This window comes from Bacillus sp. 165 (assembly GCF_017742235.1).
Taxonomy (GTDB): Bacteria; Bacillota; Bacilli; order Bacillales; family Bacillaceae_G; genus JAGHKQ01.
In genome coordinates this window covers 744,676-767,549 of sequence record NZ_JAGHKQ010000001.1, presented here as the reverse complement: position 1 = coordinate 767,549, position 22,874 = coordinate 744,676, and the positions used below count along the sequence as shown (strand labels likewise).

Annotated in this window: 21 protein-coding genes; 9 read left to right on the top strand and 12 right to left on the bottom strand. The window is 37.2% G+C overall.

Features of this window, described 5'->3' with window-relative positions:
- The first annotated feature begins 174 nt into the window (after positions 1–174).
- The gene (locus tag J7Q84_RS03830; RefSeq protein ID WP_209093047.1) at positions 175–1,032 is read left to right on the top strand and encodes a patatin-like phospholipase family protein; all 858 of its coding nucleotides are present in this window, start codon (positions 175–177) and stop codon (positions 1,030–1,032) included.
- Between the two features lie 57 nt (positions 1,033–1,089).
- Here the strand turns inward: J7Q84_RS03830 and J7Q84_RS03825 are convergent, their stop codons facing one another.
- From J7Q84_RS03825 to J7Q84_RS03815, 3 genes are all read right to left on the bottom strand, one after another.
- Positions 1,090–1,725 (bottom strand): SdpI family protein, encoded by a 636-nt coding sequence (locus tag J7Q84_RS03825; protein ID WP_209093046.1) that lies wholly within the window; start codon positions 1,723–1,725, stop codon positions 1,090–1,092.
- Positions 1,725–2,003: an autorepressor SdpR family transcription factor gene (locus tag J7Q84_RS03820; RefSeq protein ID WP_209093045.1), complete on the bottom strand. Its 279-nt coding sequence runs from the start codon at positions 2,001–2,003 to the stop codon at positions 1,725–1,727. Before J7Q84_RS03820 ends, J7Q84_RS03825 begins: the two co-directional genes overlap by 1 nt.
- 141 nt (positions 2,004–2,144) lie before the next feature.
- Positions 2,145–3,446, bottom strand: a complete 1,302-nt coding sequence (locus tag J7Q84_RS03815) for an NCS2 family permease (RefSeq protein WP_209093044.1) — start codon at positions 3,444–3,446, stop codon at positions 2,145–2,147.
- Positions 3,447–3,725: 279 nt separating this feature from the next.
- Between J7Q84_RS03815 and J7Q84_RS03810 the strand changes: the two genes are divergently transcribed.
- Both J7Q84_RS03810 and J7Q84_RS03805 read left to right on the top strand, forming a co-directional pair.
- Positions 3,726–4,601, top strand: coding sequence for an SDR family oxidoreductase (locus tag J7Q84_RS03810; RefSeq protein WP_209093043.1), 876 nt, complete (start codon positions 3,726–3,728; stop codon positions 4,599–4,601).
- A 133-nt stretch (positions 4,602–4,734) separates the two neighbouring features.
- Entirely contained in the window at positions 4,735–5,514 is a 780-nt protein-coding gene (locus J7Q84_RS03805; protein ID WP_209093042.1) for a L,D-transpeptidase, read from the top strand.
- Between the two features lie 111 nt (positions 5,515–5,625).
- Here the strand turns inward: J7Q84_RS03805 and J7Q84_RS03800 are convergent, their stop codons facing one another.
- Complete coding sequence (locus J7Q84_RS03800) at positions 5,626–5,841, bottom strand: DUF1540 domain-containing protein (protein ID WP_209093041.1); 216 nt, start codon at positions 5,839–5,841, stop codon at positions 5,626–5,628.
- Positions 5,842–5,902: 61 nt separating this feature from the next.
- The gene (locus J7Q84_RS03795) at positions 5,903–6,175 is read right to left on the bottom strand and encodes an ATP-binding protein (RefSeq protein ID WP_209093126.1); all 273 of its coding nucleotides are present in this window, start codon (positions 6,173–6,175) and stop codon (positions 5,903–5,905) included.
- 460 nt (positions 6,176–6,635) lie between these two features.
- On the opposite strand from J7Q84_RS03795, the gene J7Q84_RS03790 reads away from it, so the two are divergent.
- Positions 6,636–8,381 (top strand): phospho-sugar mutase, encoded by a 1,746-nt coding sequence (locus J7Q84_RS03790; protein ID WP_209093040.1) that lies wholly within the window; start codon positions 6,636–6,638, stop codon positions 8,379–8,381.
- Positions 8,382–8,411: 30 nt separating this feature from the next.
- Here J7Q84_RS03790 and J7Q84_RS03785 read toward each other — a convergent pair whose 3' ends face one another.
- Together J7Q84_RS03785 and J7Q84_RS03780 are read right to left on the bottom strand one after the other, a co-directional pair.
- The gene (locus tag J7Q84_RS03785; RefSeq protein ID WP_247739037.1) at positions 8,412–9,377 is read right to left on the bottom strand and encodes an LCP family protein; all 966 of its coding nucleotides are present in this window, start codon (positions 9,375–9,377) and stop codon (positions 8,412–8,414) included.
- A gap of 123 nt (positions 9,378–9,500) precedes the next feature.
- Positions 9,501–9,746, bottom strand: a complete 246-nt coding sequence (locus J7Q84_RS03780) for a YhdB family protein (protein ID WP_209093039.1) — start codon at positions 9,744–9,746, stop codon at positions 9,501–9,503.
- Between the two features lie 193 nt (positions 9,747–9,939).
- Here J7Q84_RS03780 and J7Q84_RS03775 point away from each other — a divergent pair, with 193 nt between their 5' ends.
- Positions 9,940–10,419 carry a PH domain-containing protein gene (locus tag J7Q84_RS03775; protein WP_247739036.1) on the top strand — a complete coding sequence of 160 codons (480 nt, stop codon included), beginning with the start codon at positions 9,940–9,942 and terminating at the stop codon, positions 10,417–10,419.
- Positions 10,412–11,836 (top strand): PH domain-containing protein, encoded by a 1,425-nt coding sequence (locus J7Q84_RS03770; RefSeq protein WP_209093038.1) that lies wholly within the window; start codon positions 10,412–10,414, stop codon positions 11,834–11,836. The genes J7Q84_RS03775 and J7Q84_RS03770 overlap by 8 nt, the downstream gene beginning before the upstream one ends.
- 157 nt (positions 11,837–11,993) lie before the next feature.
- Here the strand turns inward: J7Q84_RS03770 and J7Q84_RS03765 are convergent, their stop codons facing one another.
- The 3 genes from J7Q84_RS03765 to J7Q84_RS03755 all read right to left on the bottom strand — a co-directional run bounded on the left by J7Q84_RS03765 (position 11,994) and on the right by J7Q84_RS03755 (position 16,041).
- Complete coding sequence (locus tag J7Q84_RS03765; protein ID WP_209093037.1) at positions 11,994–12,893, bottom strand: cation diffusion facilitator family transporter; 900 nt, start codon at positions 12,891–12,893, stop codon at positions 11,994–11,996.
- 395 nt (positions 12,894–13,288) lie between these two features.
- Positions 13,289–15,643: a heavy metal translocating P-type ATPase gene (locus J7Q84_RS03760; protein ID WP_209093036.1), complete on the bottom strand. Its 2,355-nt coding sequence runs from the start codon at positions 15,641–15,643 to the stop codon at positions 13,289–13,291.
- A gap of 26 nt (positions 15,644–15,669) precedes the next feature.
- Positions 15,670–16,041: an ArsR/SmtB family transcription factor gene (locus J7Q84_RS03755; RefSeq protein WP_209093035.1), complete on the bottom strand. Its 372-nt coding sequence runs from the start codon at positions 16,039–16,041 to the stop codon at positions 15,670–15,672.
- Positions 16,042–16,251: 210 nt separating this feature from the next.
- Here J7Q84_RS03755 and J7Q84_RS03750 point away from each other — a divergent pair, with 210 nt between their 5' ends.
- Positions 16,252–16,776, top strand: coding sequence for a PCYCGC motif-containing (lipo)protein (locus J7Q84_RS03750; RefSeq protein WP_209093034.1), 525 nt, complete (start codon positions 16,252–16,254; stop codon positions 16,774–16,776).
- Between the two features lie 161 nt (positions 16,777–16,937).
- On the opposite strand, the gene J7Q84_RS03745 is transcribed toward J7Q84_RS03750, so the two are convergent.
- Positions 16,938–17,675 (bottom strand): ZIP family metal transporter, encoded by a 738-nt coding sequence (locus J7Q84_RS03745; RefSeq protein ID WP_209093033.1) that lies wholly within the window; start codon positions 17,673–17,675, stop codon positions 16,938–16,940.
- A gap of 213 nt (positions 17,676–17,888) precedes the next feature.
- Positions 17,889–19,322: an amino acid permease gene (locus J7Q84_RS03740; protein WP_209093032.1), complete on the bottom strand. Its 1,434-nt coding sequence runs from the start codon at positions 19,320–19,322 to the stop codon at positions 17,889–17,891.
- A 612-nt stretch (positions 19,323–19,934) separates the two neighbouring features.
- Here J7Q84_RS03740 and J7Q84_RS03735 point away from each other — a divergent pair.
- Together J7Q84_RS03735 and J7Q84_RS03730 are read left to right on the top strand one after the other, a co-directional pair.
- The gene (locus tag J7Q84_RS03735; protein ID WP_209093031.1) at positions 19,935–21,167 is read left to right on the top strand and encodes a TolB family protein; all 1,233 of its coding nucleotides are present in this window, start codon (positions 19,935–19,937) and stop codon (positions 21,165–21,167) included.
- Between the two features lie 92 nt (positions 21,168–21,259).
- Positions 21,260–22,681: a SpoVR family protein gene (locus tag J7Q84_RS03730; RefSeq protein WP_209093030.1), complete on the top strand. Its 1,422-nt coding sequence runs from the start codon at positions 21,260–21,262 to the stop codon at positions 22,679–22,681.
- Positions 22,682–22,874: the final 193 nt, after the last annotated feature.

Here is a 22,874-nt window from a genome sequence, read left to right as displayed (position 1 = left end):
GTAAGCATGTTTATTTATATAGTACATACTGTCACGGAAAAAACAAAGAATATTAACACCTGTATCGCCGCATATAATCGCTTTTAAATTTGAGCGTACTCTTTTCGATTGAGGCTGCATCTTGTTATACTAATAATTGTAGAAGAAACCGTAAAAGATGTGAGGCGATTGGAGATGCTAGAGAAAACAGGATTGGTGTTAGAAGGGGGGGGCATGCGTGGTGTGTATACGGCAGGTGTACTCGAGTTTTTTATGGAAAAACATTTATTTTTTCCTTATATCATTGGGGTATCTGCCGGAGCATGCAATGCCGCTTCATATTTATCTCGTCAAAAAGAAAGAAATAAACAGGTTAACATAGGTTATATTAACCACCCAAATTATTTGTCATATAAAAACCTTTGGCGTAAGAAGCAGCTGTTTGATATGGATTTTATTTTTAATGAAATTCCAACACAGCATGTGCCGTTTGATTTTGATACATTTTATAATAGTGCAGAAAGATTTGTCGTTGGGACAACTGATATCGAAACAGGTGAACCGATGTATTTCGAAAAAGCAGGGAGTCAACAAGATATGCTGACTGTACTGCGAGCATCTAGTTCGTTACCATTTATTGCTCCTATCGTAAAGCATGAGAATAAGCAGTTGTTGGATGGTGGAATTGTTGATCCGATCCCGATTCGAAAAGCCCAAAGTGATGGGTTTGAAAAAAATGTGCTTATTTTAACTCGAAACAAAGGTTATACAAAGAAAAAATCGAGCACAGGATGGCTTGTAGAAAGGGCATTTTCTTCTTATCCACAATTAGTTAACAAGATGAAAAAACGTTATTTTTTATATAACGAGACGTTAAAATATATCGAAGAACAAGAGCGGGAAGGAAGCTTGTTTATTATTCGTCCTGTTGAAAAGCTTGAAGTGGGAAGATTGGAAAAGAATCAGCAGAAACTTACCGCTCTTTATAATCAAGGCTATATGGATGCTGAGCGGCTATATGAGGATTTACAGCATTTTTTAGAGAAAAAGTGAAGCTTTGCAGTGAGGGAAAAATAAAACCTCTTTCGGATATTTCCGAAAGAGGTTTTATTAATACTTACCCGAACGGAACCACCAATATGAAAAGAAATACGGGAGAACAACAATCACAACAATAGTAACGATAAGGATGAAAGGTCTTATACCGCTCGGTAAAAAAGCTGAAATAATAAAGAGCATCCCTGCTATGACGAACAGTTTTGAACTTAGACGATGTGTTTTTTTCCAAACTTCTTCGTTTTGTAATGTCCAAGGAGTACGGATACCGACAAAGTAATTTGATTTCACTCTTTGCATATAGTTGCCGAGAACAATAAACAGGAGCCCTATTAATATAAAAATAATGAAGTCCATATGGACGGTAACGCCCATACCATTTGTAATAATCGTGCCTTGTATAATGACTAAAAAGGTCAGGATAGCATATATAATAATGGAATAGCTGCCTTTAAATTTTTGGTAGTTTTCTTTGCGAGGGTCAATCTTTGGCAAAATCCAAAATAGTACATACATTGCACCTAATATAAGGGGAGAAAAAATAGAAGCAAATAATTTACTTGCATAACCATCCACTTCTCCTGCAATGTTCCAATGAATGGGAACTTGATCGGGAAGCAGGGGATAAAACACTATACTCATGACAACAGAGATAAGTAAAAGAAATAAAGGGAAAATATTTCTTTTCATTATTCATCACCTTTTCTTTCGTTTTTATCTACAAATTCTAAAAGCCACTTCATTACATCTTGAAATACAGTTGTGTTAAGTGAGTAATAAATAAATTGACCACGCCGTTCATCTTGTACAAGGTTTGCTCCTTTTAAGATATTCAAGTGATGAGAGAGACTTGGCTTTGTAATGTGAAAATGCTCGGCAATTTCTCCCGCAGTTAAATCCTTTTTACGAAGCAAATCTAATATTTCTCTTCTCGTCAGATCAGAAAGTGCTTTAAAGGCTTGATTCATACATCCACCTCCTTAGATATTTAGAGAATTATCTAATTATCTAATAATATATGTTAATAATAAGAAAATGTCTACGTCTATATATAAAAAATCATCAAAACCGAAAATGTCGGTTTTGATGGTTTTCAACAACTGCAGTTTTTAGTGTGGTAAAAATACGAGCTGATATAAAAATAATACTGCAAATACATAAATAAATGGATGAATATCTCGGAATTTACCTCTTGCAATTTTCATCAATGGGTAGGAAATAAAGCCAAGAGCAATCCCTGTTGCGATACTAGAGGTTAAAGGCATGCTTAAAATAACTAAAAAGGCCGGAAAGGCTTCATCAAATTGTTCCCAATCAATATGGCGTACTGCGCCAATCATTAAGCTGCCGACAATAATTAATGAAGGAGCTGTAATAGCAGCCACACCGGAAACGGCCCCGATTAACGGACTGAAAAATGCTGCGATAATAAATAGTCCAGCTACAATTAATGTAGTAAAACCTGTGCGTCCGCCAGCTGCAACACCTGCTGAGGATTCGATATATGCGGTTGTCGGGCTTGTCCCAAACATAGATCCGACTGTAGTAGAAATAGAATCAGAAAGTAAAGCTCGTCCGGCATTCGGCAATTTACCGTTTTTCATTAATCCCGCCTGTTCTGTTACTCCTAAGAGTGTACCTGTAGTATCAAAGAGAGTAACAAGCAAGAATGAAAAAATAACAGTATATAATCCATACTTGATTACGTCAGAAACTGCTGTAATCGGGTTCCACACAATAACCCCTTCTGGTAATTGAGGCATAGAGGTAATCCCATCTTTAAAGCTTAGGTCCCCTGTAAAGTAAGCAATTATTCCAGTAATCAACATCCCTATAAATAACGCTCCATTGATATTTAATGACATAAGGACGAGAGTAATAGCAAGACCAACCAATGCCAAAATAACAGAAGGAGAATGAAGGTTGCCTAAACCAACTAAGTTAGCGGGGTGATCGGCAATAACTCCTGACATTCGTAATCCAATAAAAGCGATAAATAATCCGATTCCAGCTGTAATGGCATACTTTAAGCTTTGAGGGATGGCTTCAATTAATTTTGTACGAAATTTTGTCAGAGATAAAAGTAAAAAGAGAAGACCTGTTACAAAAACCGCGGAAAAAGCAATTTTAAAGTCAACGTTGCCATTAGCTTGTACTACGGAATAGGCAAAATATGCGTTCAATCCCATCCCAGGTGCAATAGCAACCGGCAGATTTGCAAATAAAGCCATACATAAGGATCCAACTACAGCTGCAATAATTGTTGCAGTGAAGCCTTGTTGGAAGGGCACTCCCCCGTCGGCTAATATAACTGGGTTAACAACAATGATATAAGCCATTGTCAAAAATGTTGTAATCCCGGCAATGATTTCTGTTTTAACAGAAGTATTATGAGTTTTGAAATTAAACATAACAGCATCCTTTCTAGAATTAAAGCGAATGATAAACACAACAGTTATATATATTATTCGTTTATTTGTTATTTTGCAAGAGAAAAGTATATTTTTTGTAATAAAAACTTAATTTTTTAAAAAAATACTGATAAGGATAGTATTTTTTATAGATAGTTTAGTCATTACAGGAAAATTATAGGGAATAAAACATTGCAATTATGATAGCAAGTTTTTTATGTAAAAGGGGTGGATTTAGCAAAATATAAGAAAGTCAAATTAGCGTATGGAGGTAATGTTATGACAAATCAAAATCAACAAGCAAACAAACAAAATCAACCACCGCAGCATCAAGATAAACAACCAGGTTTAGAAACGCTTATGAACCCAAAACCAAAATCAGAAGACGATTCTTATAAAGGAAGCAGCAAACTAAAAGGAAAGGTTGCACTTATTACAGGGGGCGACAGTGGAATTGGAAAAGCGGTGGCAATTGCTTTTGCAAAAGAAGGTGCAGATATTGCAATTGCTTATTTAGATGAACATGAAGATGCTGAAACCACAAAACAGCTTGTGCAAAAGCATGGAGTAAAATGTGTTTCTTTTTCTGGGGACTTAAGTGACGAAGCAATTTGCAAACAGACAGTAGAAGATACTGTGTCGCAGCTTGGCGGACTTAATATTGTGGTAAACAATGTCGCTCAGCAATATCCACAACAAGGCTTAGAATACATAACCGCAGAACAACTGGAAAAAACCTTCCGCGTGAACGTGTATTCGTATTTCTATGTAACCAAAGCTGCGCTATCTTACCTAAAGCAGGGAGATACGATTATCAATACAGCCTCCATTACTGCCTATGAAGGAAGTGAGCAGCTTATTGACTATTCAGCAACAAAGGGGGCAATTGTTGCATTCACTCGTTCATTATCACAATCCTTAATCAAAAAAGGTATAAGAGTAAACGGAGTAGCGCCTGGACCAATCTGGACCCCGCTGATTCCCTCCAGCTTTGATGAGAAAAAGGTAGCACAGTTTGGAGCGAATGTACCAATGGGACGAGCAGGTCAGCCGTGGGAGGTCGCTTCGGCTTATGTATACCTTGCTTCTAATGATTCCACATACGTATCTGGACAAATGCTTCATATAAATGGGGGAGTTATTGTAAATGGCTAGTATTAAGTGTTATAGAACAAAAAGATAAAAATGAGTAGATAAAAGGGGATATATTTTTAGCTAATAAAGGAAATCATAGATTTTTTCAGATAACAAAACATAAGGTTGTAGGTAATTGCAGTGGAGGGATTGTATGAAACGATTACTTACAATCGTGGTTATAACTTTTATGCTAGCTGTTTTTCCACATCCATCATCTGCCATCAATCATGAACCAGACCGTTTGATTTTAATAAATGTAGCGACAAATCAACTTTCCTTTTTTGAAAATGGAAGGTATGTGAAAACATTCCCGATTTCTACCGGAAAAAAAGCAACGCCTACGCCTCACGGTGATTTTAAAGTAATTAATAAATATAAGAATAAAAAATATCATCGCAAAAATATTCCGGGTGGAGATCCGACAAATCCTTTAGGGGCACGCTGGCTTGGATTGAACAATAAAGAATACGCCATTCATGGTACAAGCAGAGAAGGCACCATTGGTACTTATGAGTCGAACGGATGTATTCGTATGCATAACCGAGATATACAATGGATGTATGAACGTGTTCCTATCCATACAAGAGTTATTATTTCTAGTTTTTATGCAGCACCAGAACTAGCTGCTCATCAACATGGCTATAGAGTGGTAAGCTGGAATGCAAAAACGGTTTTTCCAGAGCAAATTGGGGTTTTAACAGTAACAGATCGTACTCAGGTATATTGGCAAGAGCCAAACGGTCAATTTACACGTATTCGCGATTCCTTTCCTAATGAAACTTTCGTTGTCTATTCCTTGAAGAGAGAAGGAAAATACTATATAGGAAATAATTTATATATTATAGATGTTGCACGTGCATCTGTAAAATACACAGAAATTCCCCGGTATATTATTGTCAATCAATATAAACGGATCAAAGGTGTGCGGTGATGGTACATGTGGAGATATTTTAATGACAAGGAAGATAAAAAAGCCCTTTATAAAGGGCTTTTCTTTCTTTATAAATACAGCAGTTTATGTTATTTCCCAGCGATTTCATGTCTAATATTTTGGTTCAAAGGTTTGGCAACATGTTTCGTCACTAGCTAAAGCAGTACTGCTCATTTGTTGTCCAGCTAACAAGGCACTTTGATAGGAATCTCCGGATATGTTTGTAAACATGTTATTATCCGGCTGTACGATAATAGCAGATGCTTGACAAAAATTTCCTTGCCCCCAATGGGTACAGTTAGAAACAGAACATCTTACTTCTGGCATGAAGCATTCCTCCTTCTGTACTAGTGTGAGCAAAGCTTAAATACCTCATGTATTCCTTTTTTTACTGCTGTTTTGGCAGTGTAATTATGAGGATTGTACCTTTGTTGATTTCACTGTCTATTTCCAATGTCCCATTGTGAAGTGAAATGATATTTTGAGAAATAGCCAGTCCTAGCCCTGTTCCTTCTTTCTTTGTATTAACTTGATAAAAGGATTTTTTTACATGAGCAAGGTGCTTCTTGAGGATACCTTGTCCATGATCTTCCACAGTAATGACAACATAATTTTCTTTTTCTATAAGGATGATTTTAACATTCGTCTGTTTCTCGGAAATTTATATTTTCCATTACGCTAGGAAAATATAACAGATTTGGGATCTGGAGTGATTGTTGCATTTAATTAAAGAGTATACGCCGCTTTCATATATCTTATCAAATCAGGTGTTAAAAGGGTCTTTTGATTGTTTTTAAACAATACCAATCAAAATAATAGTCAAAGTGGCTTCAATTCGATATTTTTACAAGGAGAATAAGCTTTAGTGTGATGCACATTTGTTGGATGAGAACGAAAGGTTGTTATATCGGGTTCAAGAAAGTATAATAGCATTGGTTATTTTTTATATATAATGATGATGGAATGAAACAGATGTATAAAATAGGAAGAAAGCAAAATAACACGTTTTATACAAATGATTGCAGGAAATAACAAAATGTATACAGAACTATAGAACTATAGATGAAAGTAGTTTTTCGTTCCACAACTAGAAATTTTTTCGTACAGGAGAGGATAAAAGAATGGATTGGAAGCAAACTTACGAGCGTTGGATTAATACGCCGCATTTAAACGAGGAACTTAAGCAATCTCTAGAAAGTATTGGTAAGAATGAAAAGCAATTGGAAGATTGTTTTTATAAAAACTTAGAGTTCGGTACCGGCGGTATGCGTGGAGAGATTGGACCAGGAACAAATCGTATGAATATCTATACGATTCGTAAAGCTTCAGAAGGCTTAGCTCGCTTCATTGAGACTTATGGTGAAGAAGCGAAAAAGCGAGGGGTTGCGATTGCTTATGATTCTCGCCATAAATCACCGGAGTTTGCAATGGAAGCAGCTAAAACTTTAGCTTCACATGGCATTCAAACATATGTATTTGAAGAACTGAGACCAACACCAGAACTGTCCTTTGCAGTACGTTATTTACATGCATTTTCCGGAATTGTAATTACGGCGAGCCACAATCCGCCGGAGTATAATGGATATAAAGTATATGGGGATGACGGGGGGCAACTTCCTCCGAAGGAAGCAGATGAGGTTATTGCAAAAGTATATGAGGTGGAGAATGAACTTGAGCTCGAAGTAGAATCTGAGCAATCTTTAAAAGAGAAAGGTCTTATAAAGATGATTGGTTCAGATATTGATGCTGCCTACGTAGAAAAGCTGCAAACTATTTCTGTGAATCCTGAGCTGGCTGGAGAAGTAGGAAAGGATTTGAAAATTGTCTTCTCTCCGTTACATGGTACTGCAAATATGCCAGTGCGTATGGGACTAGAGGCACTTGGATATAAAAATGTAACAATCGTTAAAGAGCAAGAGTTGCCAGATCCTAACTTTTCGACAGTAAAATCACCGAATCCGGAAGAACACGAAGCATTTACTTTAGCCATTAAGTACGGGAAAGAAATTGATGCAGATATTCTTGTTGCGACTGATCCAGACGCGGATCGTTTAGGAGTGGCAACAAAGAATTTAGAAGGAGAGTATATTGTATTAACAGGAAACCAAACAGGCGCCCTTTTCCTTGACTATTTATTATCACAAAAGAAAGAGAAGAACTTATTGCCTGCAAATGGAATCGTGTTAAAGACCATTGTTACATCGGAAATCGGTCGTGAAATTGCAACGGCTTATGGATTAGAGACGATAGATACTCTTACTGGATTTAAATTTATTGGAGAGAAAATTAAACAATACAATACAACACGTGAATATGTATTCCAATTTGGATATGAAGAGAGTTATGGATATTTAATTGGAGATTTTGTACGTGATAAAGATGCCGTACAAGCTACACTTATGGCAGTCGAAGTAGCTGCTTATTACAAGAAACGCGGTATGACATTATATCAAGGTTTATTAGAAGTGTTTGAGAAGTACGGCTTTTATCGCGAAGGGTTACAATCCTTAACATTAAAAGGAAAAGATGGAGCAGAACAGATTGCTAAGCTGTTGTCCTCATTCCGTAAACAAGCTCCAACTGAAATTGCTGGACACAGCGTAACAGTGGTAGAGGACTACAAAACGAGTGTAAGAACAACTGTCGAGGGGAAAGTAGAAGAAATTAAGCTGCCTAAATCAAATGTTTTAAAATATTATTTAGAAGATGGAACATGGGTATGCTTACGTCCTTCTGGAACAGAGCCGAAAGTAAAATTCTACTTTGGTGTAACAGGAAGCAGTTTAGAAGAAAGTGAAGCGAAATTACAAAAAACCTCTGCAGCTTTTATGGAAAAAGTAAATGAAAGTTTAATGAATAAAGCATAAAAAACAAGGTCGATTTTCGACCTTGTTTTTTTATTTATTTAGTTCATTAACTGGTTTCGGTTCGTTAATTAAAAATTCCTTCAATGCTTGTTTGTTTTTCTCAAAATCTAATTCAAGTACGGCACCAGCATGATCGTAACGTATGTCTTCATAAGAAGCATTAAGGGGGATGCGCATTGTTTCAATTTGTGCAATAGGATTCAATAGCACACTTCCGCCAATAGCAATCAAAGTTTGAAAATCCATATCCGTATCGATATAATTCATCAGTTCTTGCCCTACGCCGGGCAATTTGAACATACCTTCTAAGGTGCTTAATTCATTTGTGAAAGTATCTTTTAAGGCTGTAAGCACTTCCTGCTGGCGTTTCACTCGTCCAAAGTCGCTTTCAGCATCGTGACGGAAGCGGGCATATGCCAATAATTCTTTACCATGCAGACGTTGTCTTCCAGGCTCGACATTTAGACCCATATCTGCAATGATTTCTTTTTTCATATCTACTTCAATGCCTTCAGGAGCAATCATATCCACCACTTTTACGAATCCTTTGAAATCAATAGCAAGAAAATGTTCTACATCAATCCCAAAGTTTTCTTTAATGGTTTGCCGAAGTAAATCTGCTCCGCCTAAATAGTAAGAAGTATTAATTTTATTGTATTCTTTACTATAATTAGGAATTTTAACATAGGAATCACGCATAATAGAAACTAATTTTGCTTTTTTGCTTTTAGGATCATACTGTGCGATCATTATCGCGTCAGAGCGGGAACGTTTTTCTCCTCTGGAGTCTACCCCGACGATTAAAATATTTAATCGTCCTTGCTTATCCTTTACGCCATGAAAAGGAACTTGCTTGAATCCTTTTTCCATGTCCTCTATGTTTGTTTCATTTTTTCCATTATGAGAACCATCTTTAGAAGAGGAATTGTGATTCATTTGACTACAGCCTGTTATCATAAAAAACATAAGGATAAGAGCAATCCATTTTTGTTTCAATTTATATCACATCCTTAAAAGCTGTACCTTTAGTATTAGGCTTAGTATAGACAAGAACAAGTAAAATATTCATTAAATGATTGATACCAAGGGATTCCCTCTTAATAGGGAATCCCTTGGTTATTAGTGAAGTTGTTCGGTTAATTCAGTATGTGTTTGCTGAGACGCATGATCTATATATTGAAACATAAGCTGCAGTTGCTTATCTACAGCAGCCAAGTCTCGTTCATATTTATAAGCATGTAAAAAGTGTTCAATCCGCTTGGAGAATACTTCATCTTTTGTTTGAACCATTAAAATTAACAACTGCTCCCAGTTACAGCAGTACGTATAGTACAATGCTTTGTCATAATCGGAATAATTGTACATCGTAAACCTCCTCTTTTGGGAGTTGAGTTTAGTTTGCGACAGGGGAAGCAGATTTAAGCATGCAAGAATTTGTTACCAAACTGTTACATAATTTTCGTGAAAAGTGTGGTTAGATTATAGTAAGGATATTCCGATGAATTTTGTTGAAAATTGTAAAAACAAATGAAATTTTTAAAAATAGAGGTGTCTGTTCTTGGTTTCGCGTTTAGAATATTACATTGATGAACGAGCAGTGAAAGTCTGGAAGATTATGGCTTTTCTTATAAATAGTTTTTTGGTTTTTACATATGGGATTATATGGGTATTGTTTGAAGGAATTCGACAGCCTTTGTTAATACAAGTAGGTATTTTTGGGGTGCTATGTACCATTTTTATTTTCACTGTATTTGTTCTCCCCAAATTAAGACGGCAAAGATGGAGGTATGCTGTCTATGCACAAGAAATTGATTTACATCATGGGGTATTTGTAACGAAAAAAACATTAATTCCAATGGTTCGTGTACAGCATGTAGATGTACGTCAAGGACCGATTATGAGACATTATGGATTAGCTTCAGTAGATATTACGACTGCTGCTACGACGCATGTTATACCAGCAGTCGCATACGAGGAAGCAGAACGATTACGCAATCAATTATCAAACTTAGCGAGGGTGGCGACGGAAGATGTATAACCAAAATAGACTGCATCCTGCAGTTATTTTGCTAAATATAGGAAAGTATGTGCGAAATCTTTTCCCGCTTTACATGATTATTTTGTTTAATTCTTATGCGATACTACCATTTAATCGAATTATAAATACAAGCTTGCTGATGTTGACATTTTTAGGTTGTATCAGCATTGGTTCAATAATAAGCTGGAAACGATTTTTATACGAAATTCAAACAGATCAACTAAGCGTAGAATACGGATTGTTTATGAGAAAAAGGCGATTCATTCCAAAAGAACGCATTCAATCGATTCAAGAAGCTGAAGATATTATTCACCGTATATTTGGTTTAGTAAAACTGCAAATTGAAACAGCGGGGGGCAGCGGTGAACCAGAAGTTGTGTTAGGAGCAGTTACAAGAGAACAGGCAGAAAAAATAAGGAAGGAATTGTCTCATCATTTTCTTTATAAGGATACAGAGGAAGAAGTACAAGCATCACCGTTTTCATTTCGTCTATCCCCTAAGGAATTGTTATTTTTCTCAGCTACATCGGGAGGAGTAGGAATTGCATTATCAGCAGTGGTCGGATTGTATTTGCAAATTGATGATTACGTACATATTTCTCTTAATGTTGCGAGTTTTGTGGCCCAAACTACTTCATTTTATATCATGGCTATCTGTTTGCTTGCAGTATCCGTTTGGATAATAGGAATACTCATCCTATATCAAAAATATTATGATTTCCAAGTTATAAGAAAAGATGCGGATTTAATTATTACAAGAGGATTAATTGAAAAGCGAAAGTTAATCATTCCGTTGCAGCGCATTCAAGCAGTTAAGGTAGAAGAAAATATTGTGAGGCAATGGTTTGGATTTGTAACGATTCGGCTTCTCAGTGCAAGCGGAGGGGCTGAAGCAAATGAGGAACTCAGCTTTATCTGTTTTCCTATTGTAAAAAAGAAAGCTCTTCCGATTATCTTCAAGCACTACCTTCCTGATTATACCTTCTGTTCTTCAGTGCAATCTCTTCCAAAACGATCATTGCTGAGATATCTTATTCGAGCAATGGTTCCAGTATTGTTTCTTTCCTTAATTTGTTTTTATTTTGTTCCAATGACAAAATATATTGTGCCTTTCTTACTGGCAGCTTCTATAGCTGTTGGGTATAGGCAGTTTAAAGATACAGGTTGGATGTTGTTCAACCAGCAGCTTTTTATTGTTACACGGCGTTTTATCCGTACGACCATACTTGTAAAACGAAGTCGTATTCAATCCTTGCAAACATACAAATCAATGTTTCAAGATAATCCCATGCTTTGTACAATTAAAGTGTATACAAAATCAGGTTTGGGAAGCTCAACATTTAACCTGAAAGATGTGGACGATTCTGTCGGAAAGGCAATCCGTGAATGGTACAGCTATGAAAAACAAAGGAATTAAAATATATTGATGAAGAACGAATAATATAAAAAGTCCTTCACTTCATTCTTTGAAGTGAAGGACTTTTTATATAAAGAGCATCAATCTCTTCATTTTCTACTTTGCTTACAGTAGGTTATGCAGGTTTTTAAGAGGGACAAGAAGGGAACACGATTTGTTAATCATTTAATGTATTGTTAGCTTTATTCACTGTAAGTATACGTTCATGCTCGGGCTCTATATGAATTAATACTTTGGCATTATGAAGAGATTCTTGGATATCTTTTTCGATTTCATCACAAAGCTCATGAGCCATTTCTACATTCATAGCTGAGGGAACAACAAGATGCAAATCAACGTGTTCCTCAGAGCCGGAGCGCCGTGTCCGTAAATCATGATATTCAATGTAACGGTGCTTATATGATTGAAGAATCGCTTGAATGACTTTTTCTTCTTTTTCTGCTAAACCTGTATCGACCAAAGGGTTAAAGGATTCCTTCACGAGGTGAAAGGCTTCTTTTATAATGTATAGTGCAATGGCAATTCCGATTAGTGGATCTAAAATAGTCCAGTTTGTGATACTGACAAGCAATAAGCTGACAGCTACTCCTAAGGAGGAATATACATCTGTAAGCAAATGCAAAGCGTTCGACTGCATGGCTACTGAACGAGTTTCTCGTCCTACTTTTTGGACAATTTTTCCGACTGTAAAATTGAGCACAGCACCAATTAACATTACAATAATTCCTAACCATGGAAGCCGAATTGGTGTGGGATCGATAATTTTGTGTACAGATTCATATATAATCCATATACCAGCTATAAAAATTAATAATGTTTCTATCGTTCCAGATACGTTTTCAAACTTCCCGTGTCCGTATGGATGTTTAGGGTCTGGTGGTTTATTTGCAATTCTAACGGCGAAAAAGGCAATAACAGATGCTGCCAAGTCTAATGATGAATGAATTGCTTCGGAAATAACTGCAACGGATCCCGTAATAATTCCGACTATAAGCTTTAATAATACAACAAAAGTATTACTGGCAACAGAAAGACCCGCAATCTTACTTGAGCGCACATAAATCACTCCTAAGTACGTAATGAAAACAATCTGCTATATAGTACGTAGCAGGAATTTGATGAGAAACGGTTGAATAGCCATTTCTAAAAATCAGGGAGTTTTTCATCTGTTGCTATTTATTTATAAGAGTATGATTTGAGAAAACTCCATACCCTTAATATTTTGTTATGTAGGAAAATAATATGTAGGAATAAAATAGCAAAACCAATCGGTTATGTACGATTGGTTTCTATAGATAAGAAATGGGGTACCTTATTCAGGGTTAGACGATGCAGGAGAGAAGCATGTCGAATTGAAAGTATAATACAAAGAATAGGGAGAGGGTATCTTTTTCTGCTCGGTTTGACAAAAATCACTATGCTTATTAAAGAAGAGGTTTAATGCGTATTGTTCTATATATGCTTTACTTTCAATACGCGCATAGCATTGAGAACCGCTAATACTGTCACACCTACATCAGAGAATACAGCTTCCCACATAGTTGCAACGCCAACTGCTCCTAGCAGTAAGAAAATGCCCTTAATTCCTAATGCAAAGACGATATTTTGCCATACGATGTGACGAGTCCGTTTAGCAATTTTAATAGCGGAAGCAATCTTAGATGGTTCATCTGTCATAATAACTACATCTGCTGCTTCAATTGCAGCGTCTGAACCAAGTCCGCCCATTGCAATCCCTATGTCTGCTCTAGCCAAAACTGGAGTATCGTTTATACCGTCTCCGACAAAGATTAATTTTTCTTTTGAAGGCTTTTGTGTATCTAATTTTTCTATTTCTTCTACCTTTTGATGTGGAAGTAATTCTGCGTGAATCTCGTCTATACCGAGCTCTTTGCCAACGGCATCTCCTACAGCCTTTGCATCACCGGTTAACATCACCGTCTTTTTAATGCCAAGAGCTTTTAGGGAACGAATAGCCTTTGCAGAATCTTCTTTTATTTCATCAGAAATGACAATACAGCCAATATATTGCTTATTAACTGCTATGTGAACAAGAGTTCCAATTACATCTGGTTGTTCAAACATAATTTGCTCTTTATTCATTAGCTTGGCATTTCCCGCTAAAATTTCTTTGCCCTCTACTACAACTTCAATACCATATCCAGAAATCTCATTATAGCTGGTGATTTCATCGGTGATTATTTTTTTTCCATATGCTTTTCGGATTGATTGCGCAATCGGATGGTTAGAATGAACTTCGGCAAATGCCGCGTATGTTAACAATTCTTCTTTTGAAATGTCTCCTATTGGCTGAATATCTGTTACTTCGAACACACCTTTTGTCAGTGTCCCTGTTTTGTCGAAGACAACATATCTTACATTGTTTAATGCTTCAAGATAGTTGCTTCCTTTCACAAGAATACCATTCTTGGACGCTCCTCCGATTCCTCCAAAGAAGCCCAGTGGGATGGAGACAACAAGGGCACAGGGACAAGAGATTACTAAAAAGACAAGTGCACGATAAATCCAATCTGCAAACGTGGCTCCTTCTATAAAGAGGGGAGGAAGAAATGCTAAGGCTGCTGCTGTAATTACGACCACAGGCGTATAGTAACGAGCAAATTTTGTAATAAAGTTTTCTGTCGGTGCTTTTCGACTGCTTGCATTTTGGACAAGGTCTAAAATTTTAGAAACAGTAGATTCCCCAAATTCTTTTGTTACTTCAACAGTTAATACACCATTTTTATTGATAAATCCACTTAGTATATCCGCTCCAGGTCCTATTTCTCGTGGTATAGACTCCCCGGTTAACGCAGACGTATCGACCATAGAGCTTCCAACGATGACTTTTCCGTCTAGCGGAACTTTTTCACCAGGTTTTACAATGATAATGTCACCGATATTTATATTTTCAGGTGCTATCTGTTTTGTTTCATTGCCTATTTTTAAATTCGCATAATCAGGACGTATGTCCATTAAGGCGCTAATAGATTTACGGGAGCGGTTTACAGCGATACCTTGGAATAATTCCCCAATTTGATAAAATAGCATAACAGCAACGGCTTCGGGAAACTCTTGAATAGCAAAAGCACCGAGAGTGGCGATCGCCATCAAGAAATTCTCATCAAATATTTGTCCTCGTGTAATGTTTTTTAAGGCACGTAAAACTACGTCACCCCCAACAATTAAATAAGCAATGATAAACAAAGCTATTTCAAATGAGTGAGGTACTGCTGTTAATGCAGCAACAGCAGTAAGGATACCTCCAATACTCAGCTTCCAAATCGTTTTTTTTGTTTCCTTCACTCCATGTTCATGGGTATGCTCAGAGTATTGTTTATGTTTCTCCATCAATATTACTTCTACATCTGGCTCTAAGCGATGCACAGTATTCTTGATTTGTGTTGTAATGTGTTCCCATTGAGAAGGGGTGTTAACTTTAATCGTAAGCGTTTTGGAAACAAAGTCCAGTGAGCTTTCTGTTATGTCTGGTATATGCTTGACTTGTGCATCGATTTTAGCAGCACAGTTTGCACAGTCCAATCCTTTTAATACAAACTTTTGTACGGTTTGTTTAGTATGCTTTTCTTTTATGTGGATGTCAGGTTCCAGTTTATTAATAAGTTGCTTAGCGTTTGAAAACACTTCTTCTTTTTCTGCTTCAATCACTAATGTTTGAGTGGCGAAGTTGACTGAACATGAGGCTACACCATCGATCTCTTTCACTCCACGTTCGATTTTAGCAGCACAGCTTCCACAATCTAATCCCTCTAATATAAGCTCTTGCTTGTTTATTTTTTCTGCCATACTCCTTCTCTCCCCTGAGATTGCCATTATTCATTGACGTGCTGGAATGCCTGATCAAAAATTTCGATTACATGGTGATCAGCCAGAGAGTAATATACAACTTTTCCTTCCTTACGGTTTTTGACCAATTTTGCTTGTTTTAATACACGTAATTGATGAGAAATAGAAGATTGGGTCATATCTAATAAATAAGCTAAATCACATACGCACATTTCGGCATTAAATAAAGCATGTAAAATACGGGTACGCGTACGATCCCCTAGTATCTTGAATAGGTCTGCCATATTTTGTAAGGATTCTTCGTTAGGAAGGGATTCTTTTACTTTTACAATGACTTCTTCATGAATAACAGTTTGAGTACAAGACTCACTGCAAGTTTCTGTTTTATCTTCGATCACACTTCTTCACTCCCTTGGACATGAATATATGAGCAAGTGTTCATATGTTTATTATAAAGTATATGCTTCTTATTTATAATGTGTCAATAAAAGTACGAATTTATTGATAAATAGAGAGCCGATCATAAAAGTGGCGTGGTAATGATTCAAAAATAGCAGTTGCTTTGCTACAATAATAATGATAATGGAACGTAAAAGGGAGGAAAGATAATGAAGAACTATTGGTTCTTGTTTGTGTCTGTTATGGCAAGTGTAGTATTAGTTATTACAGGCTGCAGTTCAAATGATAGAAATTCCCATGAAAGCACGAATCATGAAGAGCGTACTGTCTCTGACTCCCATCAACATGGAGAGGGAGGCGATATTTTCGAGACTACAAAGGATATTGTCATGCTTCCATCCTTTTTATCGAATCAACCTGAACAAATTCAGAACATTTATCAGATAGCTGGACAAAATCATGAATTATTAAGCTGGATTCCATGTTATTGCGGATGCGGTGAGAGTGCAGGGCATACAAGCAATAAAAATTGCTTTATCCGCGAGGTAAAGCCGAACGGGGAAGTAGTTTGGGATTCTCATGCGATTACATGCACTGCTTGTCTCGAAATTGCACTTCAATCGGCCGTTATGAAAGAAAAAGGTGCATCTGCTTTGGAAATTCGTCAGTATATCGATGAGCAGTATAAAGAAGGATATGCAAAGCCAACACCGACTCCGATGCCGAGTCTATAAGTGTAGAAGTACAAGATATGCAGAAGCAATTGTGTGTCTTGTTTAAGACATCGTACAGAAATGTTTCCATGTTCTGTTTCACAGGGATAGTCTTCCCTAGTTAAAAACAAAAAACGGATTCAAAGAAGGGTTTAAGAAATGCTTCTCTGAATCCGTTTTTGTTAATGATGATAATGAAATAAATCCAAGTATAGCTTGATCAAAATTGTTCCAGCAGCAGTATATAGAACAAAGAGCGGAAACGAGAGTTTTTGTGTTGCTTTCCACAAAAACTCATGTACAGTAACATAACTCAGAGTACCGACTGCGCCTCCCAGAATGAACCCTTGCAAGTGCCGAACCTTTATTTGAAGCAATTCTCCAAGGGACACTCCTAATCCCAATACAACAGAAAGAGATACAATAGTGAAAATGTATGAAATAAGCTTCGAAGGTGTGAAGAGGAAGGAAATCATCAATGCTAATCCTTCCGGAACGTGATGAAAAATAATAGCTAGCAGCAAAGAAGATGCGGCTTCTTCATGTGCAGCCATAGAAGCTCCGAGTGCCATTCCTGTCGGGATATTATGAATACATATGGCTAGTGCCAGAAAGAAAAAAGCTTGCAATCCTTGAGAAGTTTTTTGCTCAGCTGAACTATGAAAGTATATATCGACGAGTATCATCAATAGCAGTCCCAATCCAGTACCAAGTAACGGACCGGCAATATGGTATGTGGAGAAGGTTTTAGGGATAAGGTCTAAGGATAATAAGCCGATTAATATCCCGCCGCAAAAGCTGTATAATCCATACATTTTTTTCTCTAATATTTGCTTTGCAAGTACTCCGACAGTTCCTCCAAATAAAAGTCCTGTAAAGGTGAATATGACTGCTATTATCGGTACACTGAACTGCTGCATTCTTTCACTCCTTATTGCTATTTCCTTTCCATCATATTAAAGGTATGTCTAAATTAGTCCATCATTTAATAGAAGGAAATAATCTGTAACAACCTAAAACACCACAGCTTTCCTATTAAAATGCTGTGGTGTTTGTATTTCTATATAAAATCTGTGGGTTCCATCAACGAAATATGGCTTGTCAGTCCATTCATCTACTAGTTGTCATCTATATCAAGCTCCTTTCTTATTCGTTCTAGACTCCGGCTGTGAGTATGATTGAGAAGTTTTTTTCATTATGAATGGATAGAGCAGCAATCCTAGTATAAACAGCCCAATCCCTAGTAAAAAAGTCTTCAAATCACTTGTGCCAGTCTTGATGACCCAGATGGAGTAGAGGAGTGCAAGAGTTGTCACAATTCCATCTATCTTTCGAGAACCTTTAATAGTATCGTATGTTTCACCTGTGATGACTAACTTTAATTGATAAACAGCTGATACGAGATAGGGAATTAAATAGGCTAATGTAGCCACTACAATAGCGAAATTGTATGCTTGCATTACTGTTCCTGATATAGTAGCAAATAAAAATATTTGAGTCATAATATTGGTTAATGTTAATGAATGGACTGGACTGCCGCTTTGATTTGTTTTCGCAAATAAAGCTGGAAATAGGTTTATTTTCGCTGCTTGATAAGGAACCTCAGAGCTTACTAAAATCCATCCTACAGTAGATCCAAACAAGGAAATGAGTGCTAATGCAGCCATGATGGAGGAGCCTGTGTTTCCAAGAATACCTTCTAAGGCATCGACTAACGGCTTTTGAGATTCACGTAATTCACTTTGCGACAATGCTCCCATTGTTAATAATGTAATACCGACATAAATAAGCATAGCAATCAATAATCCTAGTATTGTTGCTTTTTTTACATCCTTTTGAGACTTGGCGCGATTGGATAACATAACAGCAGATTCAATCCCGATAAAAGCCCATAATGCAGAAATCACTGCTCCATTCATTTGACCTCCTAATGATATGGAATTGCCAGATTGGTCGATAAATGTGCTTCCGTTCCCAAGATTGCTTGCATCAAAAATAAACATAGCTAAAACGATAAATAGTCCAAATCCGATTATTTTTGTTATGGTTGCAAGGAAGTTCATAGTTCCTGCATTCTCGATGCTCTTACTTAAAATGATTTGAATGCCCCATAGCATAATGGAACAAATCATAAATGTTATAAGCTTTCCTAACTGTAGTTCAAATGAACCAAGCTGTATTAGTACTGCCGGGCTTTGCATAATCGGGAAAAATGTAGATAAGTAACCTGCAAAGGAAATAATAACAGAAGCAGTAGCAGCCCAATTTGCAGCCCAATATCCCCAAGCCATACTGTAGCCGGCAATGTTGCCAGTTTTCGGAGAAATGAACAATGCCTGTGCATAGCTCTGTGGACCTGCTTTTAAATCTGGTCGTCTTATTGCTAAATTCCCAAATACTAATGCCATCATGAATACACCTAAACCAGTAGTAAGCCAAGCTAGTGTTGCTCCAAAGGGGCTGGAGACTTGAGCAAGGTTGGCTGGAAGCATAAAAATTCCTCCGCCAACCATATTACCTACCACGAATGCTGTTAAAAACCATACTCCCCATTTTTTATTGTTCATATTTTCTCTCTCCTTTTGAAATAATAACATTCATCATTTACATAAATTTACATTTAAGGAAATAAAAAAGAGCCATGCAGGTGTAAAAAATACCTACATGGCTCTTATAATAGCAACGTAGGTACAACGGGAATAACCCTTGTACCTACGCGTAAATTTCCGCAAGGTTCAAGGGTTTATGTATGATGATGTAATTGTACAAACATAGTTGTGTTAAACATAGTAAAATTCTCCCTTTTTTTCCTTCGTGTTTTGGTAAAGTATACTACAGCTATTTTATAAAATAAAGAGGATGAAAACATGGTAATTTATTACAAAAATGATGTAGCTTATTCTGTAGCATAAAAGTGTATGAAATCAATAGAATTTCTCGCTTGTTGCAGGAAGCTCTCTACAGATGTGAGTGTCTGTTCTTTGTTTTTTTCCGAACGGGAGTTTAAAGATATGAAACACCCTCTTTCATTGTAGCTGACATTTTAGTTTCTGAAAAACTTCTAAATAATATGCATGAATAATGTGAGAATGAAAACGACAGTTTTATAAAATATTATAAAGCGAAGGTAATATCTAATAAGAGAATGTTACTAATGCTGACCGGGCGGAGGGGTAAAGATGGTGCAAAGCTGTAAAGTATGGTTTTTTCTTATTGCTATAGTTTTTATGTACAGCCCCGTAGTACAAGCGGAAAGTGAATCAATTGTAGCTTTTACAAGAAATCATGATCTTTGGCTTAAAGAGGGGAAGAAAGAGACTCAATTGACTCATGGGGAATATGTGTCCTATCCGAAATGGTCACATGACGGGAAATGGATTGCGTATACAAGGGGAAGAAAAGATCAAGAAATCTGGTTATATGATGTAATGAATAGAAAACATATACACCCAGTTTTACATGAAGCCACAAATTATCAATGGGCTCCAAATAAAAATGTTTTGGCATTTCAATTTGGAGGGGTACTAAATATAATTAATCTTCATGATGAGGATAAGCAATTTAAAAACGTAGCATTTGGAGCCGGAAACTATTCATGGCTTCCCGATGGTAAGGGATTTTTAGTTTCTTCGAATGCTCAGGTGCTTCCTTCTGGATGGACAAGTGTGCAGCTGTTTACGGTTCCAGTTGATGCCAACATGAATCCTAAAAAAGTTAAACATTTTTATACTCTTCCCGAACAGTCTGATTCATTCTTTGCTGTTTCCACAAGCACGTTTAAGTGGTCACAGGATAAAAAGTGGATTTCTTTTCTAGCAATTCCAACCGCATCCTGGTCTATGGATAGTGATATACTTTGCCTTCTTTCCTCAGACGGTAAGAAATTTGAAGTTGTTGATAAAATGATTCCAAATAACAATTGGTTTCAATGGGCTTCAGGGAAAAATATCATGGCTTATATTGAAGGAGAGGGACGGTTTGCAGTAGAAAATAAACATTTGAAAACAAAGGAACTCCCGGCGTTTAGATCAGATACCTTTACACCAAAGGGATTTGTTGATTGGGATTTCACATGGCACAACGATACAATAATTACAGTCTCACGTGCTAAAGAAGCGGAATGGTCCAATGATCCAGATAAACGGCCTCTTCCGAGGTTGTTTCAAGTCAATATTAACGATAATCACCAAATTACTGTTACCAACCCTCCAAAGGGATATGGCGATTATTATCCCTATTTTTTGAAACAGTCAAACCAATTAACGTGGATACGTTCCAACCGTAAGGAAGCAAATATGTGGATTGCAAATGCTGACGGTTCGCAAGCAAAGCTGTGGATTAAAAATATAGATATTGCGGATCCATATTATGAAAAAAGGACTTGGAATGAAATTTTGGATATATATAAATAATTGGTCGGCATCGGATGTATTTCCGATGCTTTTTTTCATGATTTTCGGTTTTGTCTCATACATTGTGGTAACGGAGGAAAAGGGGGAGAGCAATGAAAGGGAGCGATTACAAAGCATTGGAATATGCCATTGACGAGATTACAGAAATTGCCCGAGGCTTTAAGTTGGATTTTTATCCAATGCGTTACGAAATTTGTCCAGCGGATATTATTTATACATTTGGCGCCTACGGCATGCCGACACGCTTTTCACACTGGAGCTTCGGTAAACAGTTTTTTAAGATGAAACTTCATTATGATTTAGGGTTAAGTAAGATATATGAATTGGTCATTAACTCTGACCCGTGCTATGCCTTTTTGCTGGATACGAACTCACTTATCCAAAATAAGCTCATAGTGGCTCACGTTTTAGCCCATTGTGACTTTTTCAAAAATAATGTCCGATTCACCAATACAAAACGCGACATGGTTGAAAGCATGGCAGCAACAGCCGATCGTATTAAAAACTATGAGCACAAATACGGAAAAGAAACAGTAGAAAAGTTTCTCGATGCGGTGCTCGCTATACAGGAACATATCGATCCATCGCTTGTGCGGCCGAAACTAGCATGGAGCATAGAGGATGCGCCGGAGGAAGAAACAAAGAAAAAAGCACAATCACCTTACGATGATTTATGGAATTTAGATAAGAAAAAAGAGAGACGATCTCAGCTTCCAGCTAGACGAAGCCGAAAGAAATTTCCACCACAGCCAGAAAAAGACTTGCTTTTATTTATTGAAGAATACAGTCGGGAGCTAGAAGAATGGCAGCGTGACATATTAACAATGATGCGTGAAGAGATGCTGTATTTCTGGCCGCAAATGGAAACGAAAATTATGAATGAGGGATGGGCCAGTTATTGGCACCAGCGCATCCTCCGTGAAATGGACTTAACCTCAGACGAAGCTGTCGAGTTTGCCAAGCTGAACGCAGGTGTTGTGCAGCCGTCCCGCACCAGCATTAACCCGTATTATCTCGGCTTGAAAATGTTTGAAGACATCGAAGAACGCTACAATAATCCGACCGAAGAGATGAAACGAACCGGCATAGAGCCGGGCTCCGGCCGGGAAAAGATGTTTGAAGTACGCGAAGTGGAATCCGATAGTTCATTCCTGCGAAACTATTTAAATAAAGAACTCGTGATGCGGGAAGATATGTATCTCTTCCAAAAGCAAGGCAAGGACTACAAAATCGTCGACAAAGGGTGGGAGCAAGTCCGCGATCAGCTTGTAAGCATGCGGGTGAACGGTGGCTTCCCATATTTAATGGTGACTGACGGGGACTACCTGAAAAATGGGGAACTGTACTTGAAGCACGGATATGAAGGAATTGAACTGGATATTAAATACTTAGAAAAAGTGCTGCCGTATATTTATCAGTTATGGGGACGTTCGGTGCATATGGAAACGATGGTGGAGAATAAAGCTGTGTTGTTTACGTATGATGGGAAGACGATGCATCGGAAGTATGTATGAGGAGGGAAGCTGCCAGGAGTCTGGCGGCTTTTTTCTTTTTATTCCTTACACACTGTCCCGCTGTGAACTTCCTTATTATTTTAGTCTTTGTGCAGTATGTTTTATTTGTAGCCTTAGCCATTGATGGCTAGTTCCAGAAGCCTAGAGCCGACTGCTTTGTAATATTAAGAAATTGTAAATTTTATTAAGGCTT